25 protein-coding genes are annotated in these 26,380 nt (G+C 65.2%); 17 read left to right on the top strand and 8 right to left on the bottom strand.

All coding sequences use genetic code 11. From position 1 onward, the window contains the following. Positions 1–145 precede the first annotated feature (145 nt). Positions 146–580 carry a QcrA and Rieske domain-containing protein gene (locus tag HH308_RS26880; RefSeq protein ID WP_170197362.1) on the bottom strand — a complete coding sequence of 145 codons (435 nt, stop codon included), beginning with the start codon at positions 578–580 and terminating at the stop codon, positions 146–148. A gap of 177 nt (positions 581–757) precedes the next feature. Between HH308_RS26880 and HH308_RS26885 the strand changes: the two genes are divergently transcribed. From HH308_RS26885 to HH308_RS26895, 3 genes are all read left to right on the top strand, one after another. Continuing rightward, the gene (locus HH308_RS26885) at positions 758–1,321 is read left to right on the top strand and encodes a HutD/Ves family protein (protein WP_170197363.1); all 564 of its coding nucleotides are present in this window, start codon (positions 758–760) and stop codon (positions 1,319–1,321) included. 20 nt (positions 1,322–1,341) lie between these two features. Next, on the top strand, positions 1,342–3,498 hold the full coding sequence (uvrB, locus tag HH308_RS26890; protein ID WP_170197364.1) for an excinuclease ABC subunit UvrB: 2,157 nt from the start codon (positions 1,342–1,344) through the stop codon (positions 3,496–3,498). Between the two features lie 140 nt (positions 3,499–3,638). After that, complete coding sequence (locus tag HH308_RS26895; RefSeq protein ID WP_170197365.1) at positions 3,639–4,085, top strand: universal stress protein; 447 nt, start codon at positions 3,639–3,641, stop codon at positions 4,083–4,085. A gap of 40 nt (positions 4,086–4,125) precedes the next feature. On the opposite strand, the gene HH308_RS26900 is transcribed toward HH308_RS26895, so the two are convergent. Beyond that, complete coding sequence (locus tag HH308_RS26900) at positions 4,126–6,441, bottom strand: HelD family protein (RefSeq protein ID WP_170197366.1); 2,316 nt, start codon at positions 6,439–6,441, stop codon at positions 4,126–4,128. 176 nt (positions 6,442–6,617) lie between these two features. Here HH308_RS26900 and HH308_RS26905 point away from each other — a divergent pair, with 176 nt between their 5' ends. Next, positions 6,618–7,247 (top strand): DUF3159 domain-containing protein, encoded by a 630-nt coding sequence (locus HH308_RS26905; protein WP_170197367.1) that lies wholly within the window; start codon positions 6,618–6,620, stop codon positions 7,245–7,247. After that, positions 7,244–7,864, top strand: coding sequence for a TetR/AcrR family transcriptional regulator (locus HH308_RS26910; protein ID WP_170197368.1), 621 nt, complete (start codon positions 7,244–7,246; stop codon positions 7,862–7,864). The genes HH308_RS26905 and HH308_RS26910 overlap by 4 nt, the downstream gene beginning before the upstream one ends. A gap of 530 nt (positions 7,865–8,394) precedes the next feature. Here the strand turns inward: HH308_RS26910 and HH308_RS26915 are convergent. Beyond that, positions 8,395–9,477 carry a restriction endonuclease gene (locus tag HH308_RS26915; RefSeq protein ID WP_170197369.1) on the bottom strand — a complete coding sequence of 361 codons (1,083 nt, stop codon included), beginning with the start codon at positions 9,475–9,477 and terminating at the stop codon, positions 8,395–8,397. 331 nt (positions 9,478–9,808) lie between these two features. Between HH308_RS26915 and HH308_RS26920 the strand changes: the two genes are divergently transcribed. After that, positions 9,809–10,006, top strand: a complete 198-nt coding sequence (locus HH308_RS26920) for a hypothetical protein (RefSeq protein ID WP_170197370.1) — start codon at positions 9,809–9,811, stop codon at positions 10,004–10,006. Between the two features lie 10 nt (positions 10,007–10,016). On the opposite strand, the gene HH308_RS26925 is transcribed toward HH308_RS26920, so the two are convergent. Beyond that, complete coding sequence (locus HH308_RS26925; protein WP_170197371.1) at positions 10,017–10,580, bottom strand: CGNR zinc finger domain-containing protein; 564 nt, start codon at positions 10,578–10,580, stop codon at positions 10,017–10,019. Positions 10,581–10,666: 86 nt separating this feature from the next. Here HH308_RS26925 and HH308_RS26930 point away from each other — a divergent pair, with 86 nt between their 5' ends. Beyond that, on the top strand, positions 10,667–11,833 hold the full coding sequence (locus tag HH308_RS26930; protein ID WP_312870865.1) for an epoxide hydrolase family protein: 1,167 nt from the start codon (positions 10,667–10,669) through the stop codon (positions 11,831–11,833). 70 nt (positions 11,834–11,903) lie between these two features. Here the strand turns inward: HH308_RS26930 and HH308_RS26935 are convergent, their stop codons facing one another. Continuing rightward, positions 11,904–12,578 (bottom strand): MBL fold metallo-hydrolase, encoded by a 675-nt coding sequence (locus HH308_RS26935; RefSeq protein ID WP_170197372.1) that lies wholly within the window; start codon positions 12,576–12,578, stop codon positions 11,904–11,906. Positions 12,579–12,672: 94 nt separating this feature from the next. Between HH308_RS26935 and uvrA the strand changes: the two genes are divergently transcribed. Then, positions 12,673–15,531 (top strand): excinuclease ABC subunit UvrA, encoded by a 2,859-nt coding sequence (uvrA, locus tag HH308_RS26940; RefSeq protein ID WP_170197373.1) that lies wholly within the window; start codon positions 12,673–12,675, stop codon positions 15,529–15,531. Between the two features lie 10 nt (positions 15,532–15,541). Here uvrA and HH308_RS26945 read toward each other — a convergent pair whose 3' ends face one another. Genes HH308_RS26945 through HH308_RS26955 form a run of 3 tightly spaced genes read right to left on the bottom strand, consistent with a single transcriptional unit; the run spans position 15,542 to position 17,939 of the window. Further along, on the bottom strand, positions 15,542–15,847 hold the full coding sequence (locus HH308_RS26945; RefSeq protein ID WP_170197374.1) for a hypothetical protein: 306 nt from the start codon (positions 15,845–15,847) through the stop codon (positions 15,542–15,544). Positions 15,848–15,874: 27 nt separating this feature from the next. Next, the gene (locus tag HH308_RS26950) at positions 15,875–17,563 is read right to left on the bottom strand and encodes a protein kinase domain-containing protein (protein ID WP_170197375.1); all 1,689 of its coding nucleotides are present in this window, start codon (positions 17,561–17,563) and stop codon (positions 15,875–15,877) included. Positions 17,564–17,570: 7 nt separating this feature from the next. Then, positions 17,571–17,939, bottom strand: coding sequence for a DUF1844 domain-containing protein (locus HH308_RS26955; protein WP_170197376.1), 369 nt, complete (start codon positions 17,937–17,939; stop codon positions 17,571–17,573). 270 nt (positions 17,940–18,209) lie between these two features. On the opposite strand from HH308_RS26955, the gene infC reads away from it, so the two are divergent. The 9 genes from infC to pheT all read left to right on the top strand — a co-directional run bounded on the left by infC (position 18,210) and on the right by pheT (position 26,373). Continuing rightward, entirely contained in the window at positions 18,210–18,842 is a 633-nt protein-coding gene (gene infC / locus HH308_RS26960) for a translation initiation factor IF-3 (RefSeq protein ID WP_170197395.1), read from the top strand. Positions 18,843–18,916: 74 nt separating this feature from the next. Continuing rightward, positions 18,917–19,111, top strand: a complete 195-nt coding sequence (rpmI, locus tag HH308_RS26965; RefSeq protein ID WP_170197377.1) for a 50S ribosomal protein L35 — start codon at positions 18,917–18,919, stop codon at positions 19,109–19,111. 39 nt (positions 19,112–19,150) lie between these two features. Beyond that, positions 19,151–19,531, top strand: coding sequence for a 50S ribosomal protein L20 (gene rplT, locus HH308_RS26970; protein WP_170197378.1), 381 nt, complete (start codon positions 19,151–19,153; stop codon positions 19,529–19,531). A gap of 16 nt (positions 19,532–19,547) precedes the next feature. Beyond that, on the top strand, positions 19,548–20,381 hold the full coding sequence (locus HH308_RS26975; RefSeq protein WP_170197379.1) for a TrmH family RNA methyltransferase: 834 nt from the start codon (positions 19,548–19,550) through the stop codon (positions 20,379–20,381). A 52-nt stretch (positions 20,382–20,433) separates the two neighbouring features. Further along, entirely contained in the window at positions 20,434–20,694 is a 261-nt protein-coding gene (locus tag HH308_RS26980) for an antitoxin (protein WP_170197380.1), read from the top strand. Then, positions 20,691–21,122: a TA system VapC family ribonuclease toxin gene (locus tag HH308_RS26985; protein WP_170197381.1), complete on the top strand. Its 432-nt coding sequence runs from the start codon at positions 20,691–20,693 to the stop codon at positions 21,120–21,122. Before HH308_RS26980 ends, HH308_RS26985 begins: the two co-directional genes overlap by 4 nt. 65 nt (positions 21,123–21,187) lie before the next feature. Next, positions 21,188–22,609, top strand: a complete 1,422-nt coding sequence (locus HH308_RS26990; RefSeq protein WP_170197382.1) for an acyltransferase family protein — start codon at positions 21,188–21,190, stop codon at positions 22,607–22,609. 80 nt (positions 22,610–22,689) lie between these two features. After that, positions 22,690–23,745, top strand: coding sequence for a phenylalanine--tRNA ligase subunit alpha (gene pheS, locus HH308_RS26995; RefSeq protein WP_170197383.1), 1,056 nt, complete (start codon positions 22,690–22,692; stop codon positions 23,743–23,745). Positions 23,746–23,796: 51 nt separating this feature from the next. After that, positions 23,797–26,373, top strand: a complete 2,577-nt coding sequence (gene pheT, locus HH308_RS27000) for a phenylalanine--tRNA ligase subunit beta (protein ID WP_170197384.1) — start codon at positions 23,797–23,799, stop codon at positions 26,371–26,373. The last annotated feature ends 7 nt before the right edge of the window (positions 26,374–26,380 follow it).

A 26,380-nucleotide genomic window follows, 5' to 3' on the forward strand; every position in this document is an offset into this window, starting at 1 on the left:
GGCAGAGGAACGCAACGTCATACAACTCTTCAAGTGCGACACCCTACGAGCGCCTCGCCCAGCACGGCGCTCCTCACGCTCCGCCCAGGCCCAACCAGCGGTCGGGTGGTCCGGCGGCACCAACGGCTCGGTGTCGCGCGCTCGCCTACCCTCGCACGACGTTCCCGTCGCTCACCTTCACTGCGACGGCGGGGAGCGGAGTGGCCGCCGGACCGTGCGCGACGGTGCCGTCGAGGTTGAATTTGCTGCCGTGGCACGGGCAATCGATCTTGCCGTCGGTGACTCCGCTGAGTTTGCAGCCCTCATGAGTGCAGGTGGCCGTGAAGCCGGAGATCTTGCCCGCGCTCGGCTGCGTGAGAACGACGCCGTCGACGATGATTCCGCCGCCGACGGGAATCTGGGCGACCGGCGCCAGAACGCCGGGTGCCGCGGTCGTCGACGCGGCTGCCGAGGTGGTTGTGGCCGACGACGAGTCGTTGCTGCCGCAGGCGGCCAGTGTGGCGGCACCAGCGGTCGCGGCGACGATGACACCGGCGCCGGCAACGAATTGGCGTCGGTTGACCGAAGGGGAAATGTCCATCGGTGGGTCCGTTCTATGGAGGAAGCGGCAGTGGGCTGTACTGCCGTATTCATCATCGCGCACCGACTTGGGCCGTGTGCTCGTTACCGGCCCGCGCATCGTCGGCCCGTGTCTGGGATACGAGACGTTACGACGTCGCGGGTGTGCGACGCGGCGCGCGATTGGTGCACTCGACGGGTGAGCATTTCGATCACCCGAGCCGCGGACCTTCGTCGGGTCCCGTGGCGTAACGGGCAGGGGCTGACGACCGAAATCGCCGTCGGCGGGCCGCCGGACCGCTTCGACTGGCGAGTGAGCCGAGCCGACGTGGCGCACAGCGGTGACTTCTCGCTCTTTCCCGGCATCGACCGCATCATCGTGTTGACCGATGGCCCCGACATCACCCTGGAACTGCCGGACCGCACGCACACGCTGCTCGTCGACAAGCCGTTCTGCTTCGACGGCGGGCTGCCGATCCGATGCGTCGTCGACGGTTCGGCGCGTGACCTCAACGTGATGACGCGGCGCGGCGCGGCGGCGGCGAGCCTGACGGTGTGGACGTCGAGTGCGACCGATGACGCCCTCGTGCTGCCGGCCGCCGACCACCTGGTGCTGGTCGTTCTGGAGGGCGCATTGTCCTTGGCTGCCGCGGACGGCACAGTCGTCGACACCCTCGAGGATGGTGACGCCGCGGTCTGCACACAGCCGGTGACGCTGGCCGGCGATGCCCGGGTGGCCGCTGCCCAGATCGCGATGTCATAGGTCGCAGTTACCCTGAACGCATGGCGTTTGCAGCAGAGCAACCGATCGTCGCGCATTCAGAATTTCGTCCGATCGGCCAGATCGAACGTACCAACGCGCGTTTCGAGGTGGTCAGTGAACACGTGCCCGCGGGTGATCAACCCACGGCCATCGCCGACCTCGAACGCCGGATCGCCGCGGGGGAGCGAGACATCGTGCTCCTCGGTGCGACCGGCACGGGAAAATCGGCGACCACCGCGTGGCTCATCGAGAAGGTTCAGCGCCCCACGCTGGTGATGGCGCCCAACAAGACGCTCGCCGCGCAGCTCGCGAACGAACTGCGAGAGATGTTGCCTCACAACGCAGTCGAGTACTTCGTGTCCTACTACGACTACTACCAGCCGGAAGCCTACATCGCGCAGACCGATACCTACATCGAGAAGGACTCGTCGATCAACGACGACGTCGAGCGGCTTCGGCACTCGGCGACCTCGAGTCTGTTGTCGCGGCGCGACGTCGTCGTGGTGGCGTCGGTGTCGTGTATCTACGGTCTGGGTACGCCGCAGTCGTATCTGGATCGGTCGGTGGAACTCGCCGTAGGTGAGCAGATCGACCGGGACGCGCTGCTCCGGCTGCTGGTCGACGTGCAATACACCCGCAACGACCACGCGTTCACGCGGGGCAGCTTCCGGGTCCGCGGCGACACCGTCGAGATCATTCCCTCCTACGAGGAACTCGCCGTGCGGATCGAGTTCTTCGGAGACGAGATCGAGACGCTCTATTACCTGCACCCGCTCACCGGAGACGTTGTGCGACAAGTTGATTCGCTGCGAATCTTCCCAGCGACGCATTACGTGGCCGGCCCGGACCGGATGGAGAAGGCGATGGCGTCGATCGAGGCCGAACTCGCCGAACGTCTCGAAGACCTCGAATCGAAAGGCAAACTGCTCGAAGCGCAACGGCTGCGGATGCGCACCAGCTACGACTTGGAGATGATGCGGCAGGTCGGCTTCTGCTCGGGCATCGAGAACTATTCGCGACATATCGACGGCCGTGGGCCGGGCACCGCCCCCGCGACGCTCATCGACTACTTCCCGGACGACTTCCTTCTCGTCATCGACGAATCGCATGTCACCGTGCCGCAGATCGGCGGCATGTACGAGGGGGACATGTCGCGCAAACGCAACCTGGTCGACTTCGGGTTCCGACTCCCGTCTGCCGTCGACAATCGGCCGCTGACCTGGGACGAGTTCGTCGATCGCATCGGCCAGACGATCTACCTGTCAGCTACGCCCGGGCCGTATGAACTGGGCCAGTCCAACGGTGAGTTCGTCGAGCAGGTGATCCGTCCCACCGGGCTCCTCGATCCGCAGGTGGTGGTCAAGCCCACCAAGGGACAGATCGACGATCTGGTCCACGAGATCCGCGAGCGCACCGAACGTGACGAGCGGGTTCTCGTCACGACGCTGACCAAGAAGATGGCCGAGGACCTCACTGATTACCTGCTGGAACTCGATATCCGGGTGCGCTACCTGCACTCGGAGGTCGACACCCTGCGTCGTGTCGAGCTGCTGCGGCAACTGCGCTCCGGCGACTACGACGTGCTCGTCGGTATCAACCTGCTGCGTGAGGGCCTCGACCTTCCCGAGGTGTCCCTGGTCGCGATCCTCGACGCCGACAAGGAAGGCTTCCTGCGCAGCACGACGTCCCTGATCCAGACGATCGGCCGCGCCGCACGTAACGTCTCGGGCGAAGTGCACATGTACGCCGACAAGATGACCGATTCGATGCGCAATGCCATCGAGGAAACCGATCGTCGGCGTGCCAAGCAGATCGAATACAACACTGAGATGGGCGTCGATCCGCAGCCGTTGCGCAAGAAGATCGCCGACATCCTCGATCAGGTGTATTCCGAGGCCGACGACGATTCGGTCGCGGTCGGCGGATCGGGCCGCAACGCGAGCCGGGGGCGTCGGGCGCAGGGCGACGGCCCCAAGCGCGGCAGTTCCGGCGTCATCGAGAAGCGTGACGTGTCGGCGATGCCGCGTGCCGAACTCGCCGACCTGGTGTCGCAATTGACCGATCAGATGATGAGTGCCGCACGTGATCTGCAGTTCGAACTCGCAGGTCGGCTGCGTGACGAGATCGCAGACCTGAAGAAGGAGTTGCGCGGGATGGATGCCGCGGGCATCTCGTAACCGGTCTCACCGATCGAGTACTGTAAGCAGGCTTACTGTGGCGATCGACACGATTGTTGCACAGACTTCGGTAAAGCAAACTAATCTCACTAGCCAGACCTGTTCGAGTTCACCGTTGTGTTACCTCTGGAGGGAAATCAATGAGCGCATACCAGACGATCGTCGTCGGAACCGACGGCTCAGAGTCTTCGCTGAAGGCGGTCGAGCGCGCAGGCGCCATCGCCGGAAGTGACGGCACGCTGGTCATCGCCTGTGCGTACTTTCCGAATGATCATCGCGACATCGACGCGATGTCGGATGTCCTGAAGGAGGACGCCTACCAGGTGCATGGCTCGGCCCCGACCGAGGAGATCCTGCGCACCGCCAAGGAGCGCGCCAACAAGGCGGGAGCTCAGGTGGTTCAGCTCCGCCCGGTCAAGGGTGCGCCGGTGGATGCGCTGCTGCAGCTCGTCGAGGACACCAAGGCAGACCTGCTCGTCGTCGGCAACCGTGGCCTCAACTCACTGGCCGGCCGCCTGCTCGGCTCGGTTCCGGCCGACGTGGCCCGCAAGGCGTCGAACGACGTACTGATCGTTCACACGACGTAGTACTCGACCACACGGAAGCTGCCCCGGGTGGGGCCGGATGTCAGTACGGCATTCCGGCCAGTGCCCGGGGCAGTTCTGCTGCGTGCACGACGACGAGGCGCTGCGTCGCACGCGTCAGAGCCACGTACAGGTCGCTGTTGCCGCGCGGCGACTCGTCGATCAATTCAGTCGGTTCGACGACGATGATGTTGTCGAATTCGAGTCCCTTGCACTCGACCACATTGTGCACCTTGATCTCGGCTGCGCCGCCCGAGATCGCGGCGTCGACCGCCGATACGGCGTCGGGCAGCAGTGCATCGGGCACGATGATCGCCGTCAGGCCCGGCCAGTCCGCGTCGCGGGCGATCTGCACGGCCGCCGGAATGAGGTCAGTGGCGTCGACGCGGCGCGCGACGGGTTCGATTCCGTTGCTGCGCAACGATGTCGGGGCCCGCAGGGAGGTCGAGATATCGGCGAGCACGTTGGTCGCATAAGCCATGATCTCGGCAGGCGTACGGTAGTTGACCGTCAACTCGTGTAGCTGCCACCGATTCGCTACATAGGGTTCGAAGACCGCCTTCCACGACGTCGTACCCGCCACGTCACTGGTCTGGGCGGTGTCTCCGATGATCGTCATCCAGCGATTCGGTATGCGGCGCATGATCATTCGCCACGCCATCGCCGAAAGTTCTTGTGCCTCATCGACGATGACGTGCCCGAAGGTCCACGTCCGGTCTTCGAAGGCGCGTTCGGCGGTCGTCATGCGCTTGGTCTCGACTTGCCGGGCGGCCAGCTCTTCGGCGTCGATGAGGTCGTAGGCCATCAAGATCTCGGCGCGGTCGAGATCGTCCTCGATGTCGGCCGGGGCGGAGCCGGTGAGAATGTCGAGCGCTTCCTGCGCCTCGGCGAGCTTCTGTCGCCAGCGCGCCTTGTCGGCCTCCGAAGCATCCTCGGTCTGGTAGCCGATCAGCTCCGCGAGCTCGTCGATGAGCGGAACGTCGCTGTCGGAGAACGCGTTGCGGGCCTGCATCGCAGGGTCGTGCAGGGCCGCGCGATCCGCGTCGGACCATCCCGGCGTCGCCCGACGGATCTCCGCGAGACTGGTGAACAGGTCAGTCAGGACACGCTGCGGGGTGAGGTACGGCCAGAATTCCAGCACCGCGGCACGGATGTCGTCGTCGCGCCCTAGGTCGTCGCGGATGTCGGCGAGGTCGGCAGAGGTGAGCATCTGCGTGCCGTCGATGACGCTGGAACCGATCGTCCGCGCATGGGCAGCGGCCAGGCCGTCGAGGGCCGCGCGCAGGAACACCGACTGTGCCTGATTGTGGGCGCGACGCGAACTGCGCGCCTTGGCGCGGGCGCTCTTGACGAGTTCGGAGTCGATTTTCAGCGGGTAACCGTCGAAGTGGACCTCGACCGGCTGTTTCGGGAGCGCCTGACGAGCCCGGACCGCCCGCTTCAGCACGTCGAGGATCCGCAGATCGCCCTTGAGTGCGCGCGCGTCACGAGAGTCGGTGTGCTGAGCGGCGATTCCCGGAAAGAGATTGCCGACGGTGGACAGCACGACGCCGGTCTCGCCGAGCGACGGCAGCACCTGACCGATGTAGCGGAGGAACTCGGTATTCGGTCCGATGATCAAAACGCCACTGCGCGAGAGGATTTCGCGGTGCGTGTACAGCAGGTACGCGGCGCGGTGAAGTGCCACCGCGGTCTTCCCGGTGCCGGGTCCGCCCTGAACGACGGTGATGCCCCGGTGCGTCGAGCGGATGATCAGGTCCTGCTCGCGCTGAATGGTCTCGACGATGTCGGTCATCTCGCCGGTGCGGGCGGCGTTGAGTGCGGCGACGAGCGCGGATTCGTTGACGACGTCACCGTGCCCGACGTCGTCGATCTGCGCTTCGCCCGCGGTGAGCACCTCGTCGGACAGTCCGCGCACGATGCGGTTGCGGGTGCGGATATGGCGGCGTCGGGCGACGCCGTCGGGGGCGGCTGGAGTAGCGAGATAGAACGGCCGCGACAGGGGAGCGCGCCAGTCGAGGAGCAGGGTGCTGTCGGCGGCGTCGTCGTCGAGGATGCCGATGCGCCCGATCCGCCTGACCTCCTCGTCATCCTCGAGGTCGAGGCGCCCGAAATACAGATTGTGCTCGGCGGCGTCGAACTTCGCGAGGTCTTCGACGTAGAGGCGCTCGTAGGATTCGCGTTCGGACAGTGCCTGCGGTGTGTCGGCCGACTCGCGCAAGGTGTCGCCGAGTCGGCGCTTGGCCGTCGCCCGCATCCGGTCCAGGCGTGCGTACACCGCGTCGAGATGGGTCTGCTCGTCGGTGATGCGTGGATCGATGTCGGTGTTCTCGTCGGACGAGGGGCGCGTTTGCGTCACGTGGGCTAACAACCTCCATCGGTGCCAGTGGATCTGTCGGTCGCCGGGGGTGAGGGCGTGAAACGACTCGAACAAGCTTACGCGTGTCGGCGGAGGTTGGTCGGGCGGTGACGGCAGCGGCGGCGCTCAGGTGATTGACCGTTGACCGTAGCGTAACAATGTTACACAATGGTTGTGTGACTTGCGACGCAGCGCAGGGCCGGACTGACTCCGGTCGGAAGCGGCTCACCGCCTGGGAGCAGATCGGTGGCTTGCCGGGGCTGATCGGGTCGGCCGCGCCGTCGCTGGCGTTCGTGAGCGTGCACGCATACGCCGGCATGGTCGTCGGGATAGTGGTGGCAGGCACCTTGGCACTGCTGATCGTCATCGTGCGTGCTGCACGTGGGCGTTCGCTGCGTCCCGCGGTCGGCGGTGTGGTGGGCGTCGTCGTCTCGTCGGCGATTGCGTTGCGTACGGGCGACGCGCGCGACTACTTCTTGCCCGATATCTGGGTGTATGCGGTCTGCGCAGTGGTGACGACGCTGTCGATAGTTGTGCGGTGGCCGCTTGCGGGGGTGTTGTGGAGCGCGGTGAACGCGACATCGATGCGGTGGCGCGACGATCGGAGAGCGCTGATCTCGTACAGTGTCGCCAGTGCGACGGCAGCCGTGGTGTTCGTGATCCGAACGGTGACCCAGATCTGGTTCTATCGCCATGACCAGGCCGGCGCCATGGCGTTGATGCGCATCGTGCTCAACTACCCGCTCTGGGCGATCATCGTGCTCGTATGGGTGTGGGCGATCCGCCGAGTCGAGAGGTCGGCGTGAGTCCGCGGGCTCTGGATCCGACGATCCGCGCAGCGGTGACCGCCGAAGCGATCCGGATACTGGGTACCGAAGGGCGTGCCGCGCTGACCGCCCGGCGACTGGCGCGGGATGCGCAGACGTCGACCACGGCGGTCTACACGTACTTCGGCAGCATGGACGACGTTCACCGCCACGTGCGACGCCATGCTCTGGGCGAGTTGATTGCGCTGCTTGATGCCTCGAGAGCCACCGCCGATCCGGTGGCCGACGTCGTGCGTGCATCGGCGATCCACGTCGAACACGGTCGCCGGAACCCGGCGATGTATCGGGTGATGTTCGTCGATCAGCCGCCCGACGAGGTCGACGACCCCGGTACCGCGGTGTTCACGCGGTTCGCCAAGTTGGTCGATCGTTGCGTCGCGGACGGGCGCTTCCGTCCCGGCCAGCTTCATGACCCGGTGATGTGGGCGGGCGAGATATGGGCTATCGGGCACGGAGTCGTGCTGACGGCGTCGACCGAACTGCTGCCCGCCGAGCAAGTGTCAGCGCTGCACGCGGATCTGCTCTATCGAGTCTGCGTCGGGTTCGGTGATGTCCGGGATCTCGCGATGAGGTCGGTTGACGCGGGGATGAAGTGACGGTTGCCGGGTTGGCTGGTCTTGCGGTGGCGTGGGGATTGTCGATGGGCTGCACACGCGGTTGTCCGGAGACGCAGGTGTTCGCAGATCGCATCAGCATCAGCGGCAAACGTGCTCGTCGACGGACACTTCGTTAACGTCATCGCCCCAGGAGGTCACCTTCTCGCGATCATCATGGTCACCGCGTGGCAGCGACGAGTTGTCCGGTTCGAGGTTATCCGAGCCGTGGAGTATCCGCCGTACACGATGCCGTCAACGACGGCTGAAGCGCACACGCGAGCTGCTGCTGCTGGCTGATCGCTGGCCAGAACTTCCGACGTACGATTCTGTGTTCATGGTGCATAGGTTCAGGTGTGGCTTTGTGGAGGAGTTGGGCATGCTGCGCTTGTTCGCTGTCCGACATGTGTCAAGCCGTGCCTTCTCTTAGAGCGCGATGAGCGCTCGTTCCCACCTACTTGCAAGGCTGGGCGAGATCGGACCGTGTGGCTGAGCGAGGGCCAGGAACGCAGGTCTCGCCGTAACTACGGGCACTACCGATGAGCGTTGTGGAAGTACCGATCCTCGAAGTAATTCCCGAACGAGTGCGTCCGCACCGAACGCTTGATGCCTTCGCCATCAATCACGACGATGACGTAATTCTCTCGTGACAGACGGAGTAACTCGTTCTCGAAATCCTGGGTGAAGCCGGACCATGATACGAAAACGCCTATGCCGCATTGGCCGGCACGGTTCTCGACCTTGGTGCGGAGGCTGTCCAATTCTGGTCGGGGAGCCGGTGTCGACCAGTTCTTGCACTCAATCTCTATGAAAGGTGATCGGTGCTTCCATGAAGGGGTGTTGGAGACGTTCTTGAGCACGATATCGATCTCCTCGGTTGCGGTCCGGTAGTTGCGCTTGACCACCTCGAAGCCCCCGAGTGAGACGAAGAGGGTCGCGACCAAGTCCTCCAGCGACTTGCCTTTGCTGTGAGCATCTGGAGCCGTTTCGACACGTGCGATGTCCGCGTCGGTGACCAGTCGCCCGTCACCGACGTTCAGGTCGTCGTAGCTTCCCCGAATCTGGCGGAGCCGCTCACTCGCAGAGTTCTCGATGGCGTTAATGATCGCGTAGGCATTGCGCCCGTAGTCGAACAAGGTGCCGCTGACGTCCGGGTGGACGCTGTATTCGACGGACCTGATGCCCTCGGCGTCAGGTTGCGGGGAGTAGTATCGCAGATCGATATCGTGGCGCCCTCGGCTTAGGTTCCTGACGTGTCCGGCAATGAACTCGACGTACGAGGCGTTTGACAGCGGCCATGTCTTCTCGTCGTCGAGGTGGTCGTGGACGACGACCACCGAAGGGTCGGCGCGGGTTCCATAGATGCGCGCCTCAGCATTCCCCGGTAAATCTCCGAGAGCGTCACGCAATCGCAGGGATACAGTGCCATCGGCTGGCAAGTCTCTGATACTTACAGATTCGAGGTCTTCTTGGTCGAACCACACGCACTGTGGTACGTCGTCATCATTGAATGCCGCGCTCTCGTATATGACTTCGACGGCCCACTCTCGGAAAACATCTGTACCGATGTCCAAGGATTCGGCTTGCGACGGCGAGAGATTGCTGGGGTCCACCATCCACACGATACCGCTGGCCCAGTCCCACGGAAGCGACTCGAAATTGTGCGAATATCGACCGCCGGGAACCGGGCTGGTCAGGCGTTCCCCACCGTCCGCTCGTTTGTTCGGTGCTCGTGCGGCAGCCTGTCGCGGCATCGTACCTCGGCCTCCGAGCAATCTTCGTGCTGTCCGTGGCGGAAGCGCATGGAGATGGGTGGCGTCTAAAAGTGGGAATAGTGACACCTTATTTCCACTTGTGCGATAAGTGGGGGTACGGCGGGTTAAGTGCCCCGCCCGGCGAGGGTCGGCGAGTCGGCGGATACTCGAAGAGCTGACCAAGCAGCCGGTGATGGACACCGCGTTCGCTCAACGTGAGCTCGGCATCAGCGCCTGGGCCGCACAGCGTGCGTTCGCCGACCTCGAGGCTGCCGGCATCGTTCGCGAGTTCAGCGGGATGAAGCGCAACCGATGCTGGCGCAGCGATGAGGTGCTCGCCGAACTGGACGCATTCGCCGCCCGGGCGGGCAAGCGCAGCTTCCCTGAATAGCTGCAGCAGGCTAGACGGCCTTGCGGTGGCTGGCGTTGAACCTCGACTTCTTCTGGCGATTGCCGCAGGTATTCATATCGCACCACTTGCGGGTGTGACTCTGACTCGTGTCGAAGAATGCGGCCCGGCACGTCGGCGATGCACACAGCGCCAGGTGCCCGGCTCGTTCGCCTGCGATAAGGCTGATTGCGTCGGCAGCGATGACGCCGAGCGCGTCTTCCACGCCGGTTGTGGACGTGAGTCGCCATTCGCGAGCGCCGGCGGACGTGAGAACGGCCGCGGCTCGGCCCGCTGCGCTCCGATCGTTGATGAGGCGGACCGCAGTCGCGGGTAGTGGTGCCGACGTGGCGCGAGCAGTCGCCGCAGCATGGATCGATTCCCGAAGTTCATGCGCGAGGTCGAGTTGGCCCGGTGTGCATGACGCGACGGTCAGGCCATGCAGAGCAAGCCAGTCTTCTAGTCGGTGGGGGGTGGGGATGCGTTCGACCTGATCGCCATGACGCTCACTGAGCGTCGCTGTGAAGCTTGTCGACAGTTCAGTGCCAAGACGAAATTTCGGGAACCGTTCCTGCATCGAACCACCTTAGCCGGTTGCGACGTGGTGGACGCACTGATAGAACTGTCTTAGACGGTTCTTGAAGTTGGCAACTAGGAGTTCCCGTGGTTGGTATCGATGGCGGCATTCACTCATTCGAAGCGCACGCGCCGGACGCCGACCTCGCGGAGCTGCGCGCACGGTTGGCCGCTGCGCGATTGCCGGAGCGGGAGACCGTTCGCGTCGGCACGTCAGGTCGTCGACGCTGGGACCAGGGCGTACCCCTGGCGGATCTCGTTGATACCGTTGACTATTGGCGTACTTCGTACGACTGGCGGCTATTCGAGGCTCGACTGAATCAGATCGGCCAGTTTCATACCACCGTCGACGGGTTGCGAATTCACTTCCTTCATCGACGGTCGACGCGGATCGACGCCGTTCCACTGATTCTCACGCATGGTTGGCCGGGCAGCGTCGCGGAGTTCGTCGATGTGGTGGATGAACTGACCGAACCGAAAAGCGGTGCGCTGCCGGCGTTCCACGTCGTCGTTCCTTCGCTCCCTGGTTTTGGCTTCAGTGACCGGCCGACGACTCCTGGCTGGGGAACTGAAAAGATCGCTGCGACATGGGTTGAGCTGATGGCACGGCTCGGCTATTCATCATTCACTGCTCAGGGCGGAGATTGGGGAGGAAATATCACCACCGTCCTCGCAGGCCGATTTCCGGCGAATGTGCTCGGTATTCACACGACGTTCGCCGAAGGGCCGCCGGGGCTGTCGACATCGATGCTGACTGAGTCGGAGCGCACTTGGGCCGCGGAAACCCGACATTTCTGGAGGCATCGAGCAGCCTATGCGAAACAGCAGGCCACCCGCCCGCAGACCATCGGATACTCGTTGGTCGACTCGCCGGTTGGCTTGCTCGCCTGGATTCTGGACAAATTCGCCGATTGGTCCGACAGCGGAGACAGTCCGTTCGAGGCCATTTCGCGCGACCGGATTCTCGATGACGTCACGCTGTACTGGCTTACCCGAACGGGCGCATCGGCCGGCCGGATCTACTACGAAAGTCACAACTCTCTGGATCCTGATCTGCGCGTCGAGGTCCCGGCCGCGATCACGATGTATCCGCACGACATAGAGAAGTGTCCGCGACCGTGGGCTGAAGCGCGATATCGAAGAATTGTCCGCTGGGAATCGCCGGCCCGCGGCGGACATTTCCCGTCACTGGAGGTTCGCGACTATTTCCTCAAGGATGTGCAGGAGGGACTCGCGGCTGTACTGGCGGCCTGACCGTCGGACGCACGGTGTCCCAAATGCTTTCCCATCGGTCCTGAAGCAGGTGGCGCGTGTTCGGCGACAATCACCAGCCCCGCTTCTCCCACTCCGCCAGCGATCCGCGCTCGGCACCGAGCGTCGTGCCGCTGCCGTGGCCGGGATAGACCTCGGTGTCGTCGGCGTAGCGGCCGAACAGTTTGGTACTGACGTCCCGGTAGAGTGTCACGAAGTCTTCGGGCTTCCAGGTCTTGCCCACACCACCGGGGAAGAGGCAGTCGCCGGTGAACAGGTGGGTGCGCGGCTGCGGGTGATCCGCGTCGGTGTCGCTCAGCGCAAGGGCGATCGACCCGGGGGTGTGGCCGATGAGATGAATTGCGTCGAGCGTGAGATTGCCGACGCGGAGGGTGTCGCCGTCGTCGACGAGGATGTCCGGCGCGACGGGCAGCGCGGGGGCGTCGTCGCGGCCGACCGCGGTCGGGACGCCGGGGTGAGCCGCGTGCACGGCTTCGAGCGCCTGAACGTGATCGGGGTGCTGATGCGTGGTCATAATCGTCGTGACCTGGCCGGGAAGGTCGGCGAGGAGGGCCTCGATGCGGTCGGCGTCGTTGGCGGCGTCGATCAGGAGTTGGTCGCCGGTCTCGCGGCAGGTGACCACGTAGACGTTGTTGTCCATCGGACCGACCGAGAGCGCGGTGATGGTGGCGTGGTCGGTCTCGACGCTGACGTGTGGGGCTGATGGGGCTGAGCTGGTTTCGGCCATGCGGCCACGTTAGCAGCGAGATCGGACTTGTCAGTGCCCCTCGGTATCGTGGATTCGTAAGAATTCTCTGACGTGAATATGTGAGGAATCTGTAGTGGTTGATCGCCTGATCGTGCGTGGTGCGCGGGAGCACAATCTGCGGGGGATCGACGTCGATCTGCCGCGGGACAGTCTCATCGTCTTCACCGGTCTGTCGGGGTCGGGTAAGTCGTCGCTGGCCTTCGACACGATTTTCGCCGAGGGGCAGCGGCGGTATGTCGAGTCGCTGTCGGCGTATGCGCGACAGTTCCTGGGGCAGATGGACAAACCCGACGTCGACTTCATCGAGGGTCTTTCACCTGCGGTGTCTATCGATCAGAAGTCGACCAACCGCAACCCGCGGTCGACGGTCGGCACCATCACCGAGGTCTACGACTACCTGCGTCTGCTGTATGCCCGCGCGGGCAAGGCCCATTGCCCGACGTGTGGCGCGCCGATCGCCAAGCAGACGCCGCAGCAGATCGTCGACCAGGTACTCGCGATGGACGAGGGCGTACGTTTCCAGGTGCTCGCACCGGTGGTGCGGACCCGCAAGGGTGAGTTCGTCGACCTTTTCGCCGAACTGCAGACGCAGGGATATTCTCGTGCGCGCATCGACGGTGTGGTGCACCAGCTGACCGACCCGCCGAAGCTGAAGAAGCAGGAGAAACACGACATCGAGGTCGTCGTGGACCGGCTGGCGGTCAAGCCGTCGTCGAAGCAGCGACTGACCGATTCCGTCGAGACCGCACTCGGGCTGGCCGACGGGATCGTCGTGCTGGATTTCGTCGACCTGGACGAGAACGACCCCAATCGTGAGCGTCGGTTCTCCGAGCGGATGGCCTGCCCCAACGGCCATCAGATCGCGGTCGACGACCTCGAGCCGCGCGCGTTCTCCTTCAACTCGCCCTACGGCGCGTGCCCCGAATGCGACGGTCTCGGTGTCCGCAAGGAAGTCGACGAAGATCTCGTAGTACCCGATCCGGACCTCACGTTGTCGGAGGGAGCGGTTGCACCGTGGTCGTCGGGGCACAACGCCGACTACTTCCTGCGACTGATGGGCGGACTCGCCGAGCAGATGGGCTTCGACGTCGACACGCCGTGGCGCAAACTGCCGATCAAGGCACGCCGCGCGATCCTCAACGGCAGCGACCACCAGGTCCACGTGAAGTTCCGCAACCGGTACGGACGCACCCGCTCGTACTACACGGAGTTCGAGGGGGTGATGGCGTTTCTGTCGCGCCGCATGGAGCAGACCGAGTCCGAGCAGATGAAGGACCGGTACGAGGGCTACATGCGCGACGTTCCGTGCCCGGCGTGCCAGGGTGCGCGGCTACGTCCCGAGATTCTGGCGGTGACGCTCGACAACAGTGTGCACGGCCCGAAGTCGATCGCCGAGGTCGCCGAGCTGTCGGTGGCAGAGTGCGCCGACTACCTGTCGGGGCTGGCTCTCGGCGAGCGGGAGGCCGCGATCGCGGGCCGCGTCCTCAAAGAGGTGCAGGCGCGGATCAAGTTCCTGCTCGACGTCGGGTTGGAGTATCTGTCACTGTCGCGTGCGGCCGGCTCGTTGTCGGGCGGCGAAGCGCAGCGTATCCGTCTGGCGACCCAGATCGGCGCCGGTCTCGCGGGTGTGCTGTACGTGCTCGATGAGCCGTCGATCGGTCTGCATCAACGCGACAATCGTCGACTGATCGAGACGCTGACCCATCTTCGTGACCTCGGAAACACGCTGATCGTCGTCGAACACGACGAAGACACCATCCGCGCGGCCGACTGGATCGTCGACATCGGTCCGCTCGCCGGCGAGCACGGCGGCCAGGTGGTGCACAGCGGCAGCTACAAGGATCTGCTGAGGAATAAGAAGTCGCTGACGGGCGCGTATCTGGCCGGGCGCGACGTGCTTCCGGTCCCCGAGATTCGACGCCCCATCGACCGCAAGCGGCAACTGACCGTCGTCGGCGCGCATGAGCACAATCTGCGCGACATCGACGTGTCGTTCCCGCTCGGCGTGCTGACGGCCGTCACCGGAGTGTCCGGCTCGGGTAAGTCGACGCTGGTCAACGACATTCTCGCGACCACTCTGGCCAACAAACTCAACGGCGCCCGGCAGGTGCCCGGCCGGCACAAGCGCATCAACGGCCTCGACAACCTGGACAAACTCGTCCAGGTGGATCAGTCGCCGATCGGTCGTACCCCACGGTCGAACCCGGCGACCTACACCGGCGTGTTCGACAAGATCCGCACCCTGTTCGCCGCGACCACCGAGGCCAAGGTGCGCGGCTACCAGCCGGGACGGTTCTCGTTCAACGTCAAGGGCGGGCGGTGCGAGGCCTGCACCGGTGAGGGCACCATCAAGATCGAGATGAACTTCTTGCCCGACGTCTACGTGCCGTGCGAAGTGTGCCACGGCGCCCGGTACAACCGAGAAACCCTCGAGGTGCACTACAAGCACAAGACGATCGCCGAGGTGCTCGACATGCCGATCGAAGAGGCGGCCGAATTCTTTGAGCCCGTCACCTCGATTCACCGCTACCTGAAGACGCTCGTCGAGGTCGGGTTGGGGTATGTGCGGCTCGGTCAGCCGGCGCCGACGCTGTCCGGTGGTGAGGCTCAGCGGGTGAAACTAGCCGCGGAACTGCAGAAACGCTCCACCGGCCGGACCATCTACATCCTCGACGAACCGACGACCGGCCTGCACTTCGAGGACATCAAGAAGCTGCTCGGCGTGATCAACGGCTTGGTCGACAAGGGCAACACGGTCATCGTCATCGAGCACAACCTGGACGTCATCAAGACGGCCGACTGGGTGATCGACATGGGACCCGAGGGCGGCAACGGCGGCGGAACGGTCGTGGCGCAAGGCACCCCGGAGGAGATCGCGGTGACGCCGGAGAGTCACACCGGCAAATTCTTGGCGGAGATCTTGCAGAGCTAGGGGCGGTCGTCTAGAGCCCCATCGATTTTCGGATCTCGTCCAGCTTCGACGCCGCGGCCTCCTTGTTCTTGCGGTATAGCTCGTCGGCGGCCTGACCCTCGGGTGTCTCGTTGGCGAGCTCTTCCGAGCCGATGGCCCGCGTCACGCGCTGCTCGATCTTGTCACGCACGTGATCGAAGGTCGGAATACCCGCGTCCGTGTAGCCGGTGACCTCCGCAAACGATGGCGCTGCGACCGGCGGGGTCACGTCATGCGGCGGCGATGATTGCACGACTTGCGCATCGATCGGGTCCGAAGCATCGTCTCCACTGGTCATGAAACCCAGCGTAGACGTGCAGGGACGTCACGACACGGTCGCGGTGAGGAGATTCGGCATCATCTGCGGCATGCCGAAATTCGCGCCGGGATACGCAGCCGTGAACCCGCGGCGGGCAACGTCGTCGACCATCTCCATACCGGAAGTGACAGTTCCCAGCTGGGTGTAGAGCGGTGCGGTGATGATCGGTTTGATCACGATGAAGAACGACGACGAGCCGTTCGCCACGCCGATACCCTGTTGTGCGCCCGGATTGGTGACCAGGACCGAACCGCGGGGATAGGTGACCTGCTGTCTACCCAGTGTGTCGACCTTTCCGACTGCGACAGGCAGTCCGGTTGGCGGCTCGTTGGGGCTCGTCCAACCGGGTCCGTCGAAATCGGACTGGATATCGAGAGTCGTCGAACCGGCCCCGCCCGCGGCGCAGACCAGGATGTAGTCGCTGAGCCGGGCGCAACCTTGATGGTCGTACGCGCCTGCGCGGGCCAGGGTCTCGACGACGGCACTGTTGCATGGAGCCCCGACGCGATCGAGCCGTATGTCGAGGTCGCCGCTCGACGTCGTCAGGTGAAGCCTGGAGGTTCCATTCCGAGGTTGCGTCACAGCGGGTGGTGAAATTCGTCGGATCCCAGTCGTCGACGCGGCGGGGTACGAACAGTCAGCCGTCTCGACGGCCGCAGTCGTAGCACTGGCGGCGGAATCGATACCGGTAGATGCGCTCTGAACAGTCGAGTCGGTGTCGCGATGTGCGATCAGATATCCGCCGACTGCGACCATCGCGACAAGAACGACAACCGCCAGAATCGTTGCCGCGGTGAGCATTGTTCGCCCGGAGCGCGACGTCGGCGGCCGCTGCTGGGAGGCCACCGGGCCGCGCTGATCGATGAGATGCTGCGGGTACCCGACCAATGTCGGTGACGCGGCTGTTTGCGCCGCGGTGATCAGTTCGGAGCACGTTCGGTACCGGTCGCGGGGTTCTTTGGCCAGACCTCGAGAAATTGCGGGATCGAAAGGCGATCCGGTCACCGGTGGTGGCGAGAGAACGTGTCCGCGAATGACCGTCGGGACGTCGGAACCGCCGAACGGGGGATAGCCGGTCAGGCACTCGAACAGCACACATGCCAGTGCATAGACATCGACCGATCCATCGAACGACGCGTCGGAGAACCGCTCGGGAGCCATGTAGGCGATTGAGCCGACTACGCTACCGGCCTGCGTGAGGCGGGTGTCGTCGACGATCTGCGCGATACCGAAGTCGGTGAGGTAGGCGAAGTCGGAATCGTCGACGAGGATGTTGTCCGGCTTGACGTCGCGATGAACGAGGCCTGCCGCGTGCGCTGCGTCGAGGGCGTCGGCGACCTGGCGCAGAATACGCAACGCTCGGTCCACCGGGAGCGGTCCGTCGCGCAGGAGGTCTCCGAGGCTACGTCCGCGGATCAGCCGCATGTCCAGGAACAGCGTGTCGTCGATCTGGCCCCAGTCGTGGATGGGGACGATGTGGGGGTGCTCCAGCCGAGCGGCCAGCCGAGACTCGCGGTCGAAGCGGTCCCGGTAGCCGGCCTGTCGTGCGAGCTCGGCGGGAAGGAGTTTCAGCGCGACGACCCGATCCCGGCGCAGGTCATGGGCGCGATAGACCTCGCCCATCCCGCCGCGCCCGAGCAGCGCGTCGAGGCGGTAGTCGCCGAGAACCGTGCCGCTGCGGTCAGGCGGCGTCACCGTCGGGCTAACCGGCCGGCCCGGTCAACTTCTCGCCCGGGCCTTCGCCCGCGGCGTCGGGGTGTGCGCTGGCCTCGCGGAACGCCAGCTGCAGCCCCTTCAGACCATCGAGGACCGGTGCCGCGTGAATGCCGAGATCGGGGCGTGCGGCGGTCACGATGCCGGCGAGTGCGGTGATGAGCTTGCGTGCTTCGTCGAGATCGATGTCGTCGGCCGACGCCTCCTCGGCCAGGCCGAGCTTCTCCGCCGCAGCGCTCATCAGCATCACGATCGACCGAGTGATGACCTCGATCGCGGGGATGTCGGCCAAGTCGCGGACGTCGTCGACGGCGGGACCTGCGGCGTCGCCAGCGGCCGAATAGGAGTTCTCGCTCATGACTGTTAGACTTCCACAGTACGACCGCCCTGGTGTTTGCCGGGGTTCGCAAGTGGAGTTCCGCTCCCACCGTTCGACGCCCAGTCTCCTGGCGCAGTTGCACGGTCCGGTCCAGGCAATTCTTCTGATTTCGGGAAGCAATTGCGCGAGTTCGGCGTTGTCCATTATGGCTGCGGTGACACTCGGGTGGATCGGTCGGTATCGGAGCCCCGTGGCATGCGTGAGAAGCGCAGGCAGACGGGGTTCTTTGCTGAGGTGAGTTCCCCTTTCGTGCCCGGTGTCGCCAGTCGACCTGTAGGTATTGAATTAGGAGGCCCCATCAGCACTGAGACTCGCATCAACGAGCGCATCCGCGTCCCCGAGGTCCGGTTAGTCGGACCGAATTCGGAGCAGGTGGGCATCGTGCGTGTTGAAGATGCGCTGCGCCTTGCATACGAAGCTGATCTCGACCTGGTCGAGGTCGCTCCCGACGCTCGGCCGCCCGTCTGCAAGATCATGGACTACGGCAAGTTCAAGTATGAGGCGGCTCAGAAGCAGCGCGAATCGCGTCGCAACCAGCAGATGACCGTCATCAAGGAACAGAAGCTGCGTCCGAAGATCGACGACCACGACTACGAGACCAAGAAGGGTCACGTCGTCCGGTTCCTCGAAGCCGGCTCCAAGGTGAAAGTCACCATCATGTTCCGCGGGCGTGAGCAGTCCCGCCCGGAGCTCGGTTACCGGCTGTTGCAGCGTCTGGGCAACGACGTCGCCGACTACGGGTTCGTCGAGACCTCCGCCAAGCAGGATGGCCGCAACATGACGATGGTGCTCGCACCGCACAAGGGAGCCAAGACCCGCGCGAAGGCCGCACCGCAAGGTCGCAGCCGCGGCGGCGACAACAACGCTCCCGCAGCGGAATAGACCAGACTCACCAGTCATCGCATCCCCTTCACTCGGAGGGGATGCGCAAGAATGCATGAAGTTAGGAACTCACCATGCCAAAGAGCAAGACTCACAAGGGCACCGCGAAGCGATTCAAGGTGACCGGTAGCGGCAAGATCCTTCGCCAGAAGGCCAACCGTCGCCACCTCCTCGAGCACAAGTCGTCGCGCCGCACCCGGCGTCTGGACGGCGTCGCCGTCGTCAGCGAGAACGACGCGCCGCGCATCAAGCGCCTGCTCAACCGCTGACCACTTTCCCCGCACGACTTGAAGTAAAGGACTGACAACATGGCACGCGTGAAAAGGGCGGTAAACGCCCAGAAGAAGCGCCGCGCAACTCTCGAAGCGTCGAAGGGCTACCGCGGACAGCGTTCGCGCCTGTACCGCAAGGCCAAGGAGCAGCAGCTCCACTCGCTGACCTACGCCTACCGCGACCGCCGCGCTCGCAAGGGTGAGTTCCGCAAGCTCTGGATCCAGCGCATCAACGCTGCCGCCCGGGCCAACGACATCACCTACAACCGTCTGATCCAGGGCCTCAAGGCCGCGGGCGTCGAGGTCGACCGCAAGGTTCTTTCCGACATCGCCATCACCGATCCGGCTGCGTTCACCGCGCTGGTCGAGGTGGCCCGCAAGGCACTGCCCGCCGACGTCAACGCACCTGCTGCCTGATTTCGATTCGGCACAGTTGAGTTCAGACTCACGACCCGCGGGGGAGTTCCCGACAGCACAGCCGCTGTCCGAGCGCTCCTCGCGGGTCGTTTCGTATGCAAAGCTCGCGCGCGCATCGGTTCGTCGCGAGCGACGCGAATTCCTCGCCGAGGGAGCTAACGCGGTTACCGCGGCCCTCGACACCGGCCGCGCCCGGCAGCTGCTTGTTCGCGACTCCGACGCCGAGCGCTTCGCCGAGGTCATCTCCCGAGCCGCGTCCGACGGCGTACCAGTCTCCACGCTGACCGCCCGCGCGGCCGACAAGTTGACCGAAACATCAACGGCACCAGGAATTTTCGCGATCTGTTCGCTGCTCGACGCCGACCTCGGCACAGTCCTGCGTGCTCGTCCCGCGCTCCTCGCGATCGCAGTTGAAATGCGTGAACCCGGTAACGCCGGGACGCTTATCCGCTGCGCGGACGCGATGGGCGCCGACGCCGTGGTCCTCCTAGGCGACAGCGTCGACCCGCACAACGGCAAATGTGTCCGAGCCAGCGCCGGCAGCGTGTTCCATGTGCCGGTAATCCGTGAACGTGACATCACGGTGGGCCTCGACGCCGTGCGCGCTGCGGGACTCACCGTCCTCGCCACCGCCGTCGATGGTGAGCTGAGTCTCGACGCGGCGTCGGGCATCCTCACCGCCCCGACCGCCTGGCTCTTCGGCAACGAGGCGCACGGCCTGCCCGACGACGTCGCGTCGAGCGCCGACTACCGGGTGTCGATCCCCATTCGGGGTAGGGCCGAGAGCCTGAATCTGGCCGCGGCGTCGGCGATCTGCCTGTATGCGAGCAGCGCGGCTCACGCGCACTGAGATCGAAGCATCATGATGCTTGAGGCATGATGCATTGATGCTAGCCTGAGACATGAGCCGGACGACGATCACCCTCGACAGTGATGTCGAGGCCATGCTGCACAAGGCCATGCGCGAGCGCGGCATCACCTTCAAAGACGCCGTCAACGACGCCATTCGGCAGGGACTGGGTCGGTCGGCTCGCCCCGTCGGCGAGATCTCGTTCCCCACCTATTCGATGGGTCGACCACGCGTCGACCTCACTCATTCGCTCGCACTCGCCGCCGAATTGGAGGACGACGAAGTCGCTCGGAAGCTAGAGCAGGGGCGATGATCGTCGTCGACGCGAATATTCTCCTCTACGCCGTGAATGAGGCTGCGCCACAGCATGAGCGATGTAAGTCGTGGCTGATTCATGAGCTCGCATCGGGTCGGCCGGTGGGGCTGCCGTGGGTCACTCTCGTCGCATTCGTTCGCATCGCCACCGGTGCTCGAGTATTTCCGATGCCGCTGACCGCAGGCCAGGCGCTGGGGATCGCTGATTCGTGGCTTGCGCTACCGAATGTCACCACTCCCGAGCCCGGACCACGACACTTTCGTATTCTGAGCGATTTGTTGCTCGACGCCGGCACAGCGGGAAACCTGACCACCGACGCTCACTTGGCCGCGATGACCCTCGAACTGGGCGGCAAGATCGCGACGCTCGATCGCAATCTCGGGAGATTCGGCGTACCGATCGTGATTCCCGACCAACCCGCGTAGTTCACGGCGCCCAACCGAGTAGTTCTGCTCAGTCGCGTGGTCCGCACTCCGGCGAGGCTGGACGCATGACCGTGTCTTCACCGCTTCGCCCGACGTCGGCCCCCGACGTCGCTGTCACAAAACCGCTGAGAATCCGCCGTCTACCGTCTCCGACGCCTGCCCCGTCCGTCGCCACGACGATGACCGTGGCCCGCCTCGCCGCACTGACCGGCACTGACCGGGACCGTGTGATCGATCTGCTCCGCCTGGTCTCCCTGATCGTCGTGATCGCCGGACATTCGATCATGCTGACCGTCGCGGTGTCGGGCGGTCGCGTCGACCTCGGCAATCTCCTCGGTGACGTCCCCGCATTGCAGATTGCGACCTGGCTGCTGCAGATCCTTCCGTTGTTCTTCTTCGCCGGCGCCGCGGCATCGACCTACGGGTGGCGCGCGGCTCCCGACGGCCGGCGCAGCGCCGGACATTGGCTGTTCGCACGGGCACAGCGACTGCTGCGGCCGGTCTTCTGGTACCTCATCGTCGTCGGCGTGGTCATGGGAATCCTTGCGGCGGTTGGTGATTCGGCAGTGCTCGACGTCGTGGCGCGACTCGGCGTGCAGCTGTTGTGGTTTCTCGGTGCGTACCTGATGATCCTCGCGGTGGTGCCCCTGATGCAGCGGATCGACGATGCGTCGACACTGGTCGCCGCCGTCCTCGGCTGCTACGCGGTGACCGCTGTGATGGATCTGCTGCGCCTGACGACCGGTGCCCAGGAGTGGGGTTACGTGAATTACGTTGCGGTGTGGACGATCCCGGCATTGTTGGGTGTCGGGTACGCGAAACGGTTGATCCGGCCGTTCATCGCGCTGGTGGTGGCGCTGGGCACGCTAGCGATGAACGTCGTGCTGGTCACCGCGGGTCCGTATGAGGTGTCGCTCGTCACGGTTGCGGGCCAGAAGTTCTCCAATATGACTCCGCCGAGTCTGCTGCTGGCCGGGCACGCCGTCGTACTGTGCGCTCTGGCGGTGGCGTCCGCGCGGGCACTCGCGCGAATCGTCGCACGTCCCCGCCTCTGGTGGTGGGTCGCGCTCGGCAACCGCGGCGCGATGACTCTCTACCTGTGGCACCTGCCGATGCTGGCACTGATCATCGCCGGTGGAATGGCGCTGGGCTTCGACCGTTCGCCGTCGGCTCCCGGCTACGGATGGACGGTGGCCGGCGAGACCGTGCTGGTGCTCATCGTGATGATTCCCGTGGTCGGGGTGCTGTCTCGCCTCGAGAACACGCCGCTGCGCTGGTGGGACGGCGCCCGTGCCGCGAGCACCTCACCGCTGCGCGACGCCGCGGTATGGACATTGCTGGCGGCCGCGGGCCTGGCGATCCTGATGGTCGCGCGCTTCGGTCTCATCGACGACGGCCTGCGATGGCTCGCGATCGGTGTGTTCTGCGTCGTCGCGGCGCGTCTGTTGACCGCACCGGCCACTGCAAGCGCAGGTCAGGGGAGGTGACCTGACTCCGGCGGGGTGAGTGCGATGGACTAGGGTTGTCCCGAGTTCTGTTCCCGATCCGCACGAGGAGACCGCCGTCCGTGGCCACCGAATCCGCCGATAATCTCTCGCCCCTCGACCCAGCGGTCCTCGACGACGCCGTCGTCGCGGCCGTCGCGGCCTTTGAAGCGGCGTCGACTCTCGACGAATTGCAGGCGGCCAAGGCTGAGCACCTCGGTGACCGCGCGCCGATCTCCCTCGCCCGCCGCGAGCTCGGTTCGCTTCCGAAGCAAGAGCGTTCCGCCGCGGGCAAGTTGGTCAACCAGGCCCGCGGCCGTGCCGGTGCCGCACTCGAGCAGCGCACCGAGATCCTCGTCGCCGAACGCGACGCGGCCGTGCTGGTCGCCGAGTCGATCGATGTCACCCTTCCGAGTGCTCGACGCCCCGTGGGAGCACGGCACCCGATCACCGTGATCGCCGAACAGGTGGCCGACGTGTTCGTCGGGATGGGCTGGGAGATCGCCGAAGGCCCCGAGGTGGAGGCCGAGCACTACAACTTCGACGCGCTGAATTTCTTGCCCGACCATCCCGCCCGTTCGATGCAGGACACCTTCTACATCGCGCCGGAGGGTTCGCGGCAGGTGCTGCGCACCCACACGTCGCCGGTGCAGGTGCGGTCGATGCTCACCCGCGAAGTGCCCATCTACGTCGCGTGCCCGGGCCGTACCTTCCGCACCGACGAACTCGACGCCACCCACACTCCGGTCTTCCATCAGATCGAGGGGTTGGCCGTCGACAAGGGTCTGACTCTCGCCAACCTGCGCGGCACCCTCGAAGTGTTCGCGAAGGCGTTGTTCGGCCCGGAGACCACCACCCGAATGCGCGCGAGCTACTTCCCGTTCACCGAGCCGTCCGCGGAGGTGGACGTCTGGTTCCCCGGCAAGAAGGGCGGAGCCGGCTGGGTGGAGTGGGGCGGCTGCGGCATGGTCAACCCGAATGTGTTGCGCGCCAGCGGTATCGACCCCGACGTCTACTCGGGCTTCGCCTTCGGCATGGGGCTCGAGCGCACCCTGCAGTTCCGCAACGACCTCGCCGACATGCGCGACATGGTCGAAGGCGACATCCGCTTCACCACGCCGTTCGGCCCTGCCGCCTGAGCGCGGTCCACAGCCTCACTCAGCCACATAGAACGAAAGTAGAAACTCACCGTGCGTGTTCCACAGTCTTGGCTCACCGAGGTCCTGCGGGTCAGTACCCCTGACTGGTCGGCGACGGCCGAGGAGATCGACGCCGGATTCGTGCGCGTCGGCTTCGAGATCGAAGACGTCGAGGCCTTCCCCGAGATCAGCGGGCCGCTGGTCATCGGTCGAGTGGAGACCATCGAAGAACTCACCGAGTTCAAGAAGCCGATCCGCTTCTGCACAGTCGACGTCGGCGAAGACACCCCACGTGAGATCGTCTGCGGCGCACGGAACTTCGCTGTCGGCGACCTGATCGTCGCCGCACTGCCGGGCACCGTGCTGCCCGGTCCATTCGCGATCGCCGCACGCAAGACCTACGGCAGGGTCTCCGACGGGATGATCTGCTCGGTCGCCGAACTGGGCGTCGGCAACGACCACAGCGGAATCCTGGTCCTCGCACCGGGAACCGCCGAGCCGGGTGCGGACGCCCGTGAGGTGCTGAGCCTCGCCGACGTGGCCATCGACGTCAACGTCACCCCCGACCGTGGCTACGCCTTCTCGATGCGTGGCCTCGGACGCGAGCTCGCCAGTGCGTTCGCGGTGCCGTTCGCGGATCCCGCGGCTGAGGTCGTGGTGGGCCGCGAGGCAAGTGAGGGTTGGCCGGTCGACATCGAATCCGACTCTGCCGCAACGCGATACACCGCGCGAATCATCTCCAACGTCGACGCTGCGGCGGTCTCGCCGTGGTGGCTGCGCAAACGGCTGATGGTCGCCGGAATCCGGCCCATCTCCGGCATCGTCGACGTCACCAACTACGTCATGATCGAACTCGGGCAACCCCTGCACGCGTTCGACGCCGACAAGGTCACCGGCGCGATCACCGTGCGCAATGCGACGCCGGGGGAGAAGCTGACCACTCTCGACGGCGTTGAGCGTACGCTCGATCCAGAAGACGTCGTCATCGCCGACGAGTCGGGTGCGATCGCCCTGGCGGGTGTGATGGGCGGCGAATCGACGGAGGTGGGGCCGGAGACGACGCGAGTCCTGCTGGAGTCGGCCAACTTCGACCAGGTGCGGGTGTTCCGCACCGGCAAGCGGCACAAGCTGACGTCGGAGGCCAGCAAGCGGTTCGAGCGCCTCGTCGACCCGGAGATCACCGCCATCGCGTCGGCGCGCGGCGCACAGTTGATCGCCGAGATCGCGGGCGGCGTCGTCGCCGACGACTGGACCGATGTGCGCGTCGCTTCGCTCGCCCCGGTGTCGATCGAGATCGCCGTCGACGCCCCGGACGTCACCGCGGGCATCAGCTACCCGGCGGGCACCACGCGAACGCGGCTGATCGAGGTCGGCTGTGCGGTCACTGATCACGGCGACACGCTGACGGTCAATCCGCCGTCGTGGCGGCCCGACCTGCGGCAACGCGCCGACCTCGTCGAAGAGGTGCTCAGGCTCGAAGGGCTGGAAGACATTCCGGCGATCGTACCGGCCGCGCCGGCGGGTACCGGGCTGACGCCGTCGCAGCGTCGTCGACGCAGCATCGGCCGGACACTGGCGCTCGACGGATTCGTCGAGGTGTTGCCCTACCCGTTCATGCCCGCGGGCGTGTTCGACGTGTGGGGCCTGCCCGACGACGACCCGCGCCGGTCGACGGTGAAGGTGCTCAATCCGCTGGAGTCGGATCGGCCGGAGCTGAACACCACGCTGCTGCCGGGCCTGCTGGAGATGACCGCGCGCAACATCGCGCGCGGTCAGCGGGATCTGTCGCTGTTCACGATCGGCCAGATCGTCGACGGCGCCGGGAGCGGGGCGGATGGAAACGCTGAGGTCGTTGGGGCGTTGGATGTCACACGCCGGCCGTCGGCGGCGGAACTGGCGGCCATCGATGCCGCGCTGCCCAAGCAGCCGGTACACGTCGCGACGGTGCTCACCGGACTTCGTGATCCCGCCGGTCCGTGGGGCCCGGGCCGGGTGGCGGACGCCACCGACGCGTTCGAAGCGGCGCGGACCATCGCGCGGGCGGCCGGGGTCGTCGTCGAACTCGTTGCGGATACCGAGAAGCTGCCGTGGCATCCGGGGCGGTGCGCGCGGATCGTGGTGCCCGCCAATGAGCCCGGGGCGAGCGGAGCGACGGGAGATGTGACCGGGGCGAGCGGAGCGACGGGAGATGTGACCGGGGCGAGCGGAGACATCACCGTCGGTTGGGCCGGTGAGCTGCATCCGGCGGTGTTGGAGCGGGCGGGGTTGCCGAAGGGGACGTGCGCGGTGGAGATCTCCATCGACGCTCTCCCGCTCGACGTCGTGCTGCCCGCGCCGACGTTGTCGGTGTTCCCGGCGGTGCTGCAGGATCTGGCCGTCGTCGTCGACGCCGGTGTCGCTGCGGCCGACGTCGAGAAGGCGTTGCGCGCAGGTGCCGGTGAGTTGCTGGAGTCGTTGGATCTGTTCGACGTGTTCGTCGGGGAGCAGGTCGGGGAGGGCCGCAAGTCGCTGGCGTTCGCGTTGCGGTTCCGTGCCGCGGACCGGACGCTCACCGAGGAGGAGGCCAATGCGGCCAAGTTGGCCGCGGTCGACGCCGCAGCGTCGAGCGTCGGCGCGCGACTGAGGTAGCGACTCG

The organism is Gordonia asplenii, from assembly GCF_012933505.1.
Taxonomy (GTDB): Bacteria; Actinomycetota; Actinomycetes; order Mycobacteriales; family Mycobacteriaceae; genus Gordonia; species Gordonia asplenii.

Bases quoted from the DNA above. Each gene is read 5' to 3' on its own strand.
- HH308_RS26880 (WP_170197362.1), bottom strand. From the start codon at position 580: ATGGACATTTCCCCTTCGGTCAACCGACGCCAATTCGTTGCCGGCGCC.
- uvrB (WP_170197364.1), top strand. From the start codon at position 1,342: ATGGCGTTTGCAGCAGAGCAACCGATCGTCGCGCATTCAGAATTTCGT.
- HH308_RS26895 (WP_170197365.1), top strand. From the start codon at position 3,639: ATGAGCGCATACCAGACGATCGTCGTCGGAACCGACGGCTCAGAGTCT.
- HH308_RS26915 (WP_170197369.1), bottom strand. From the start codon at position 9,477: ATGGTGGACCCCAGCAATCTCTCGCCGTCGCAAGCCGAATCCTTGGAC.
- HH308_RS26920 (WP_170197370.1), top strand. From the start codon at position 9,809: ATGGACACCGCGTTCGCTCAACGTGAGCTCGGCATCAGCGCCTGGGCC.
- HH308_RS26925 (WP_170197371.1), bottom strand. From the start codon at position 10,580: ATGCAGGAACGGTTCCCGAAATTTCGTCTTGGCACTGAACTGTCGACA.
- HH308_RS26935 (WP_170197372.1), bottom strand. From the start codon at position 12,578: ATGGCCGAAACCAGCTCAGCCCCATCAGCCCCACACGTCAGCGTCGAG.
- HH308_RS26945 (WP_170197374.1), bottom strand. From the start codon at position 15,847: ATGACCAGTGGAGACGATGCTTCGGACCCGATCGATGCGCAAGTCGTG.
- HH308_RS26955 (WP_170197376.1), bottom strand. From the start codon at position 17,939: ATGAGCGAGAACTCCTATTCGGCCGCTGGCGACGCCGCAGGTCCCGCC.
- rpmI (WP_170197377.1), top strand. From the start codon at position 18,917: ATGCCAAAGAGCAAGACTCACAAGGGCACCGCGAAGCGATTCAAGGTG.
- rplT (WP_170197378.1), top strand. From the start codon at position 19,151: ATGGCACGCGTGAAAAGGGCGGTAAACGCCCAGAAGAAGCGCCGCGCA.
- HH308_RS26980 (WP_170197380.1), top strand. From the start codon at position 20,434: ATGAGCCGGACGACGATCACCCTCGACAGTGATGTCGAGGCCATGCTG.
- HH308_RS26985 (WP_170197381.1), top strand. From the start codon at position 20,691: ATGATCGTCGTCGACGCGAATATTCTCCTCTACGCCGTGAATGAGGCT.
- HH308_RS26990 (WP_170197382.1), top strand. From the start codon at position 21,188: ATGACCGTGTCTTCACCGCTTCGCCCGACGTCGGCCCCCGACGTCGCT.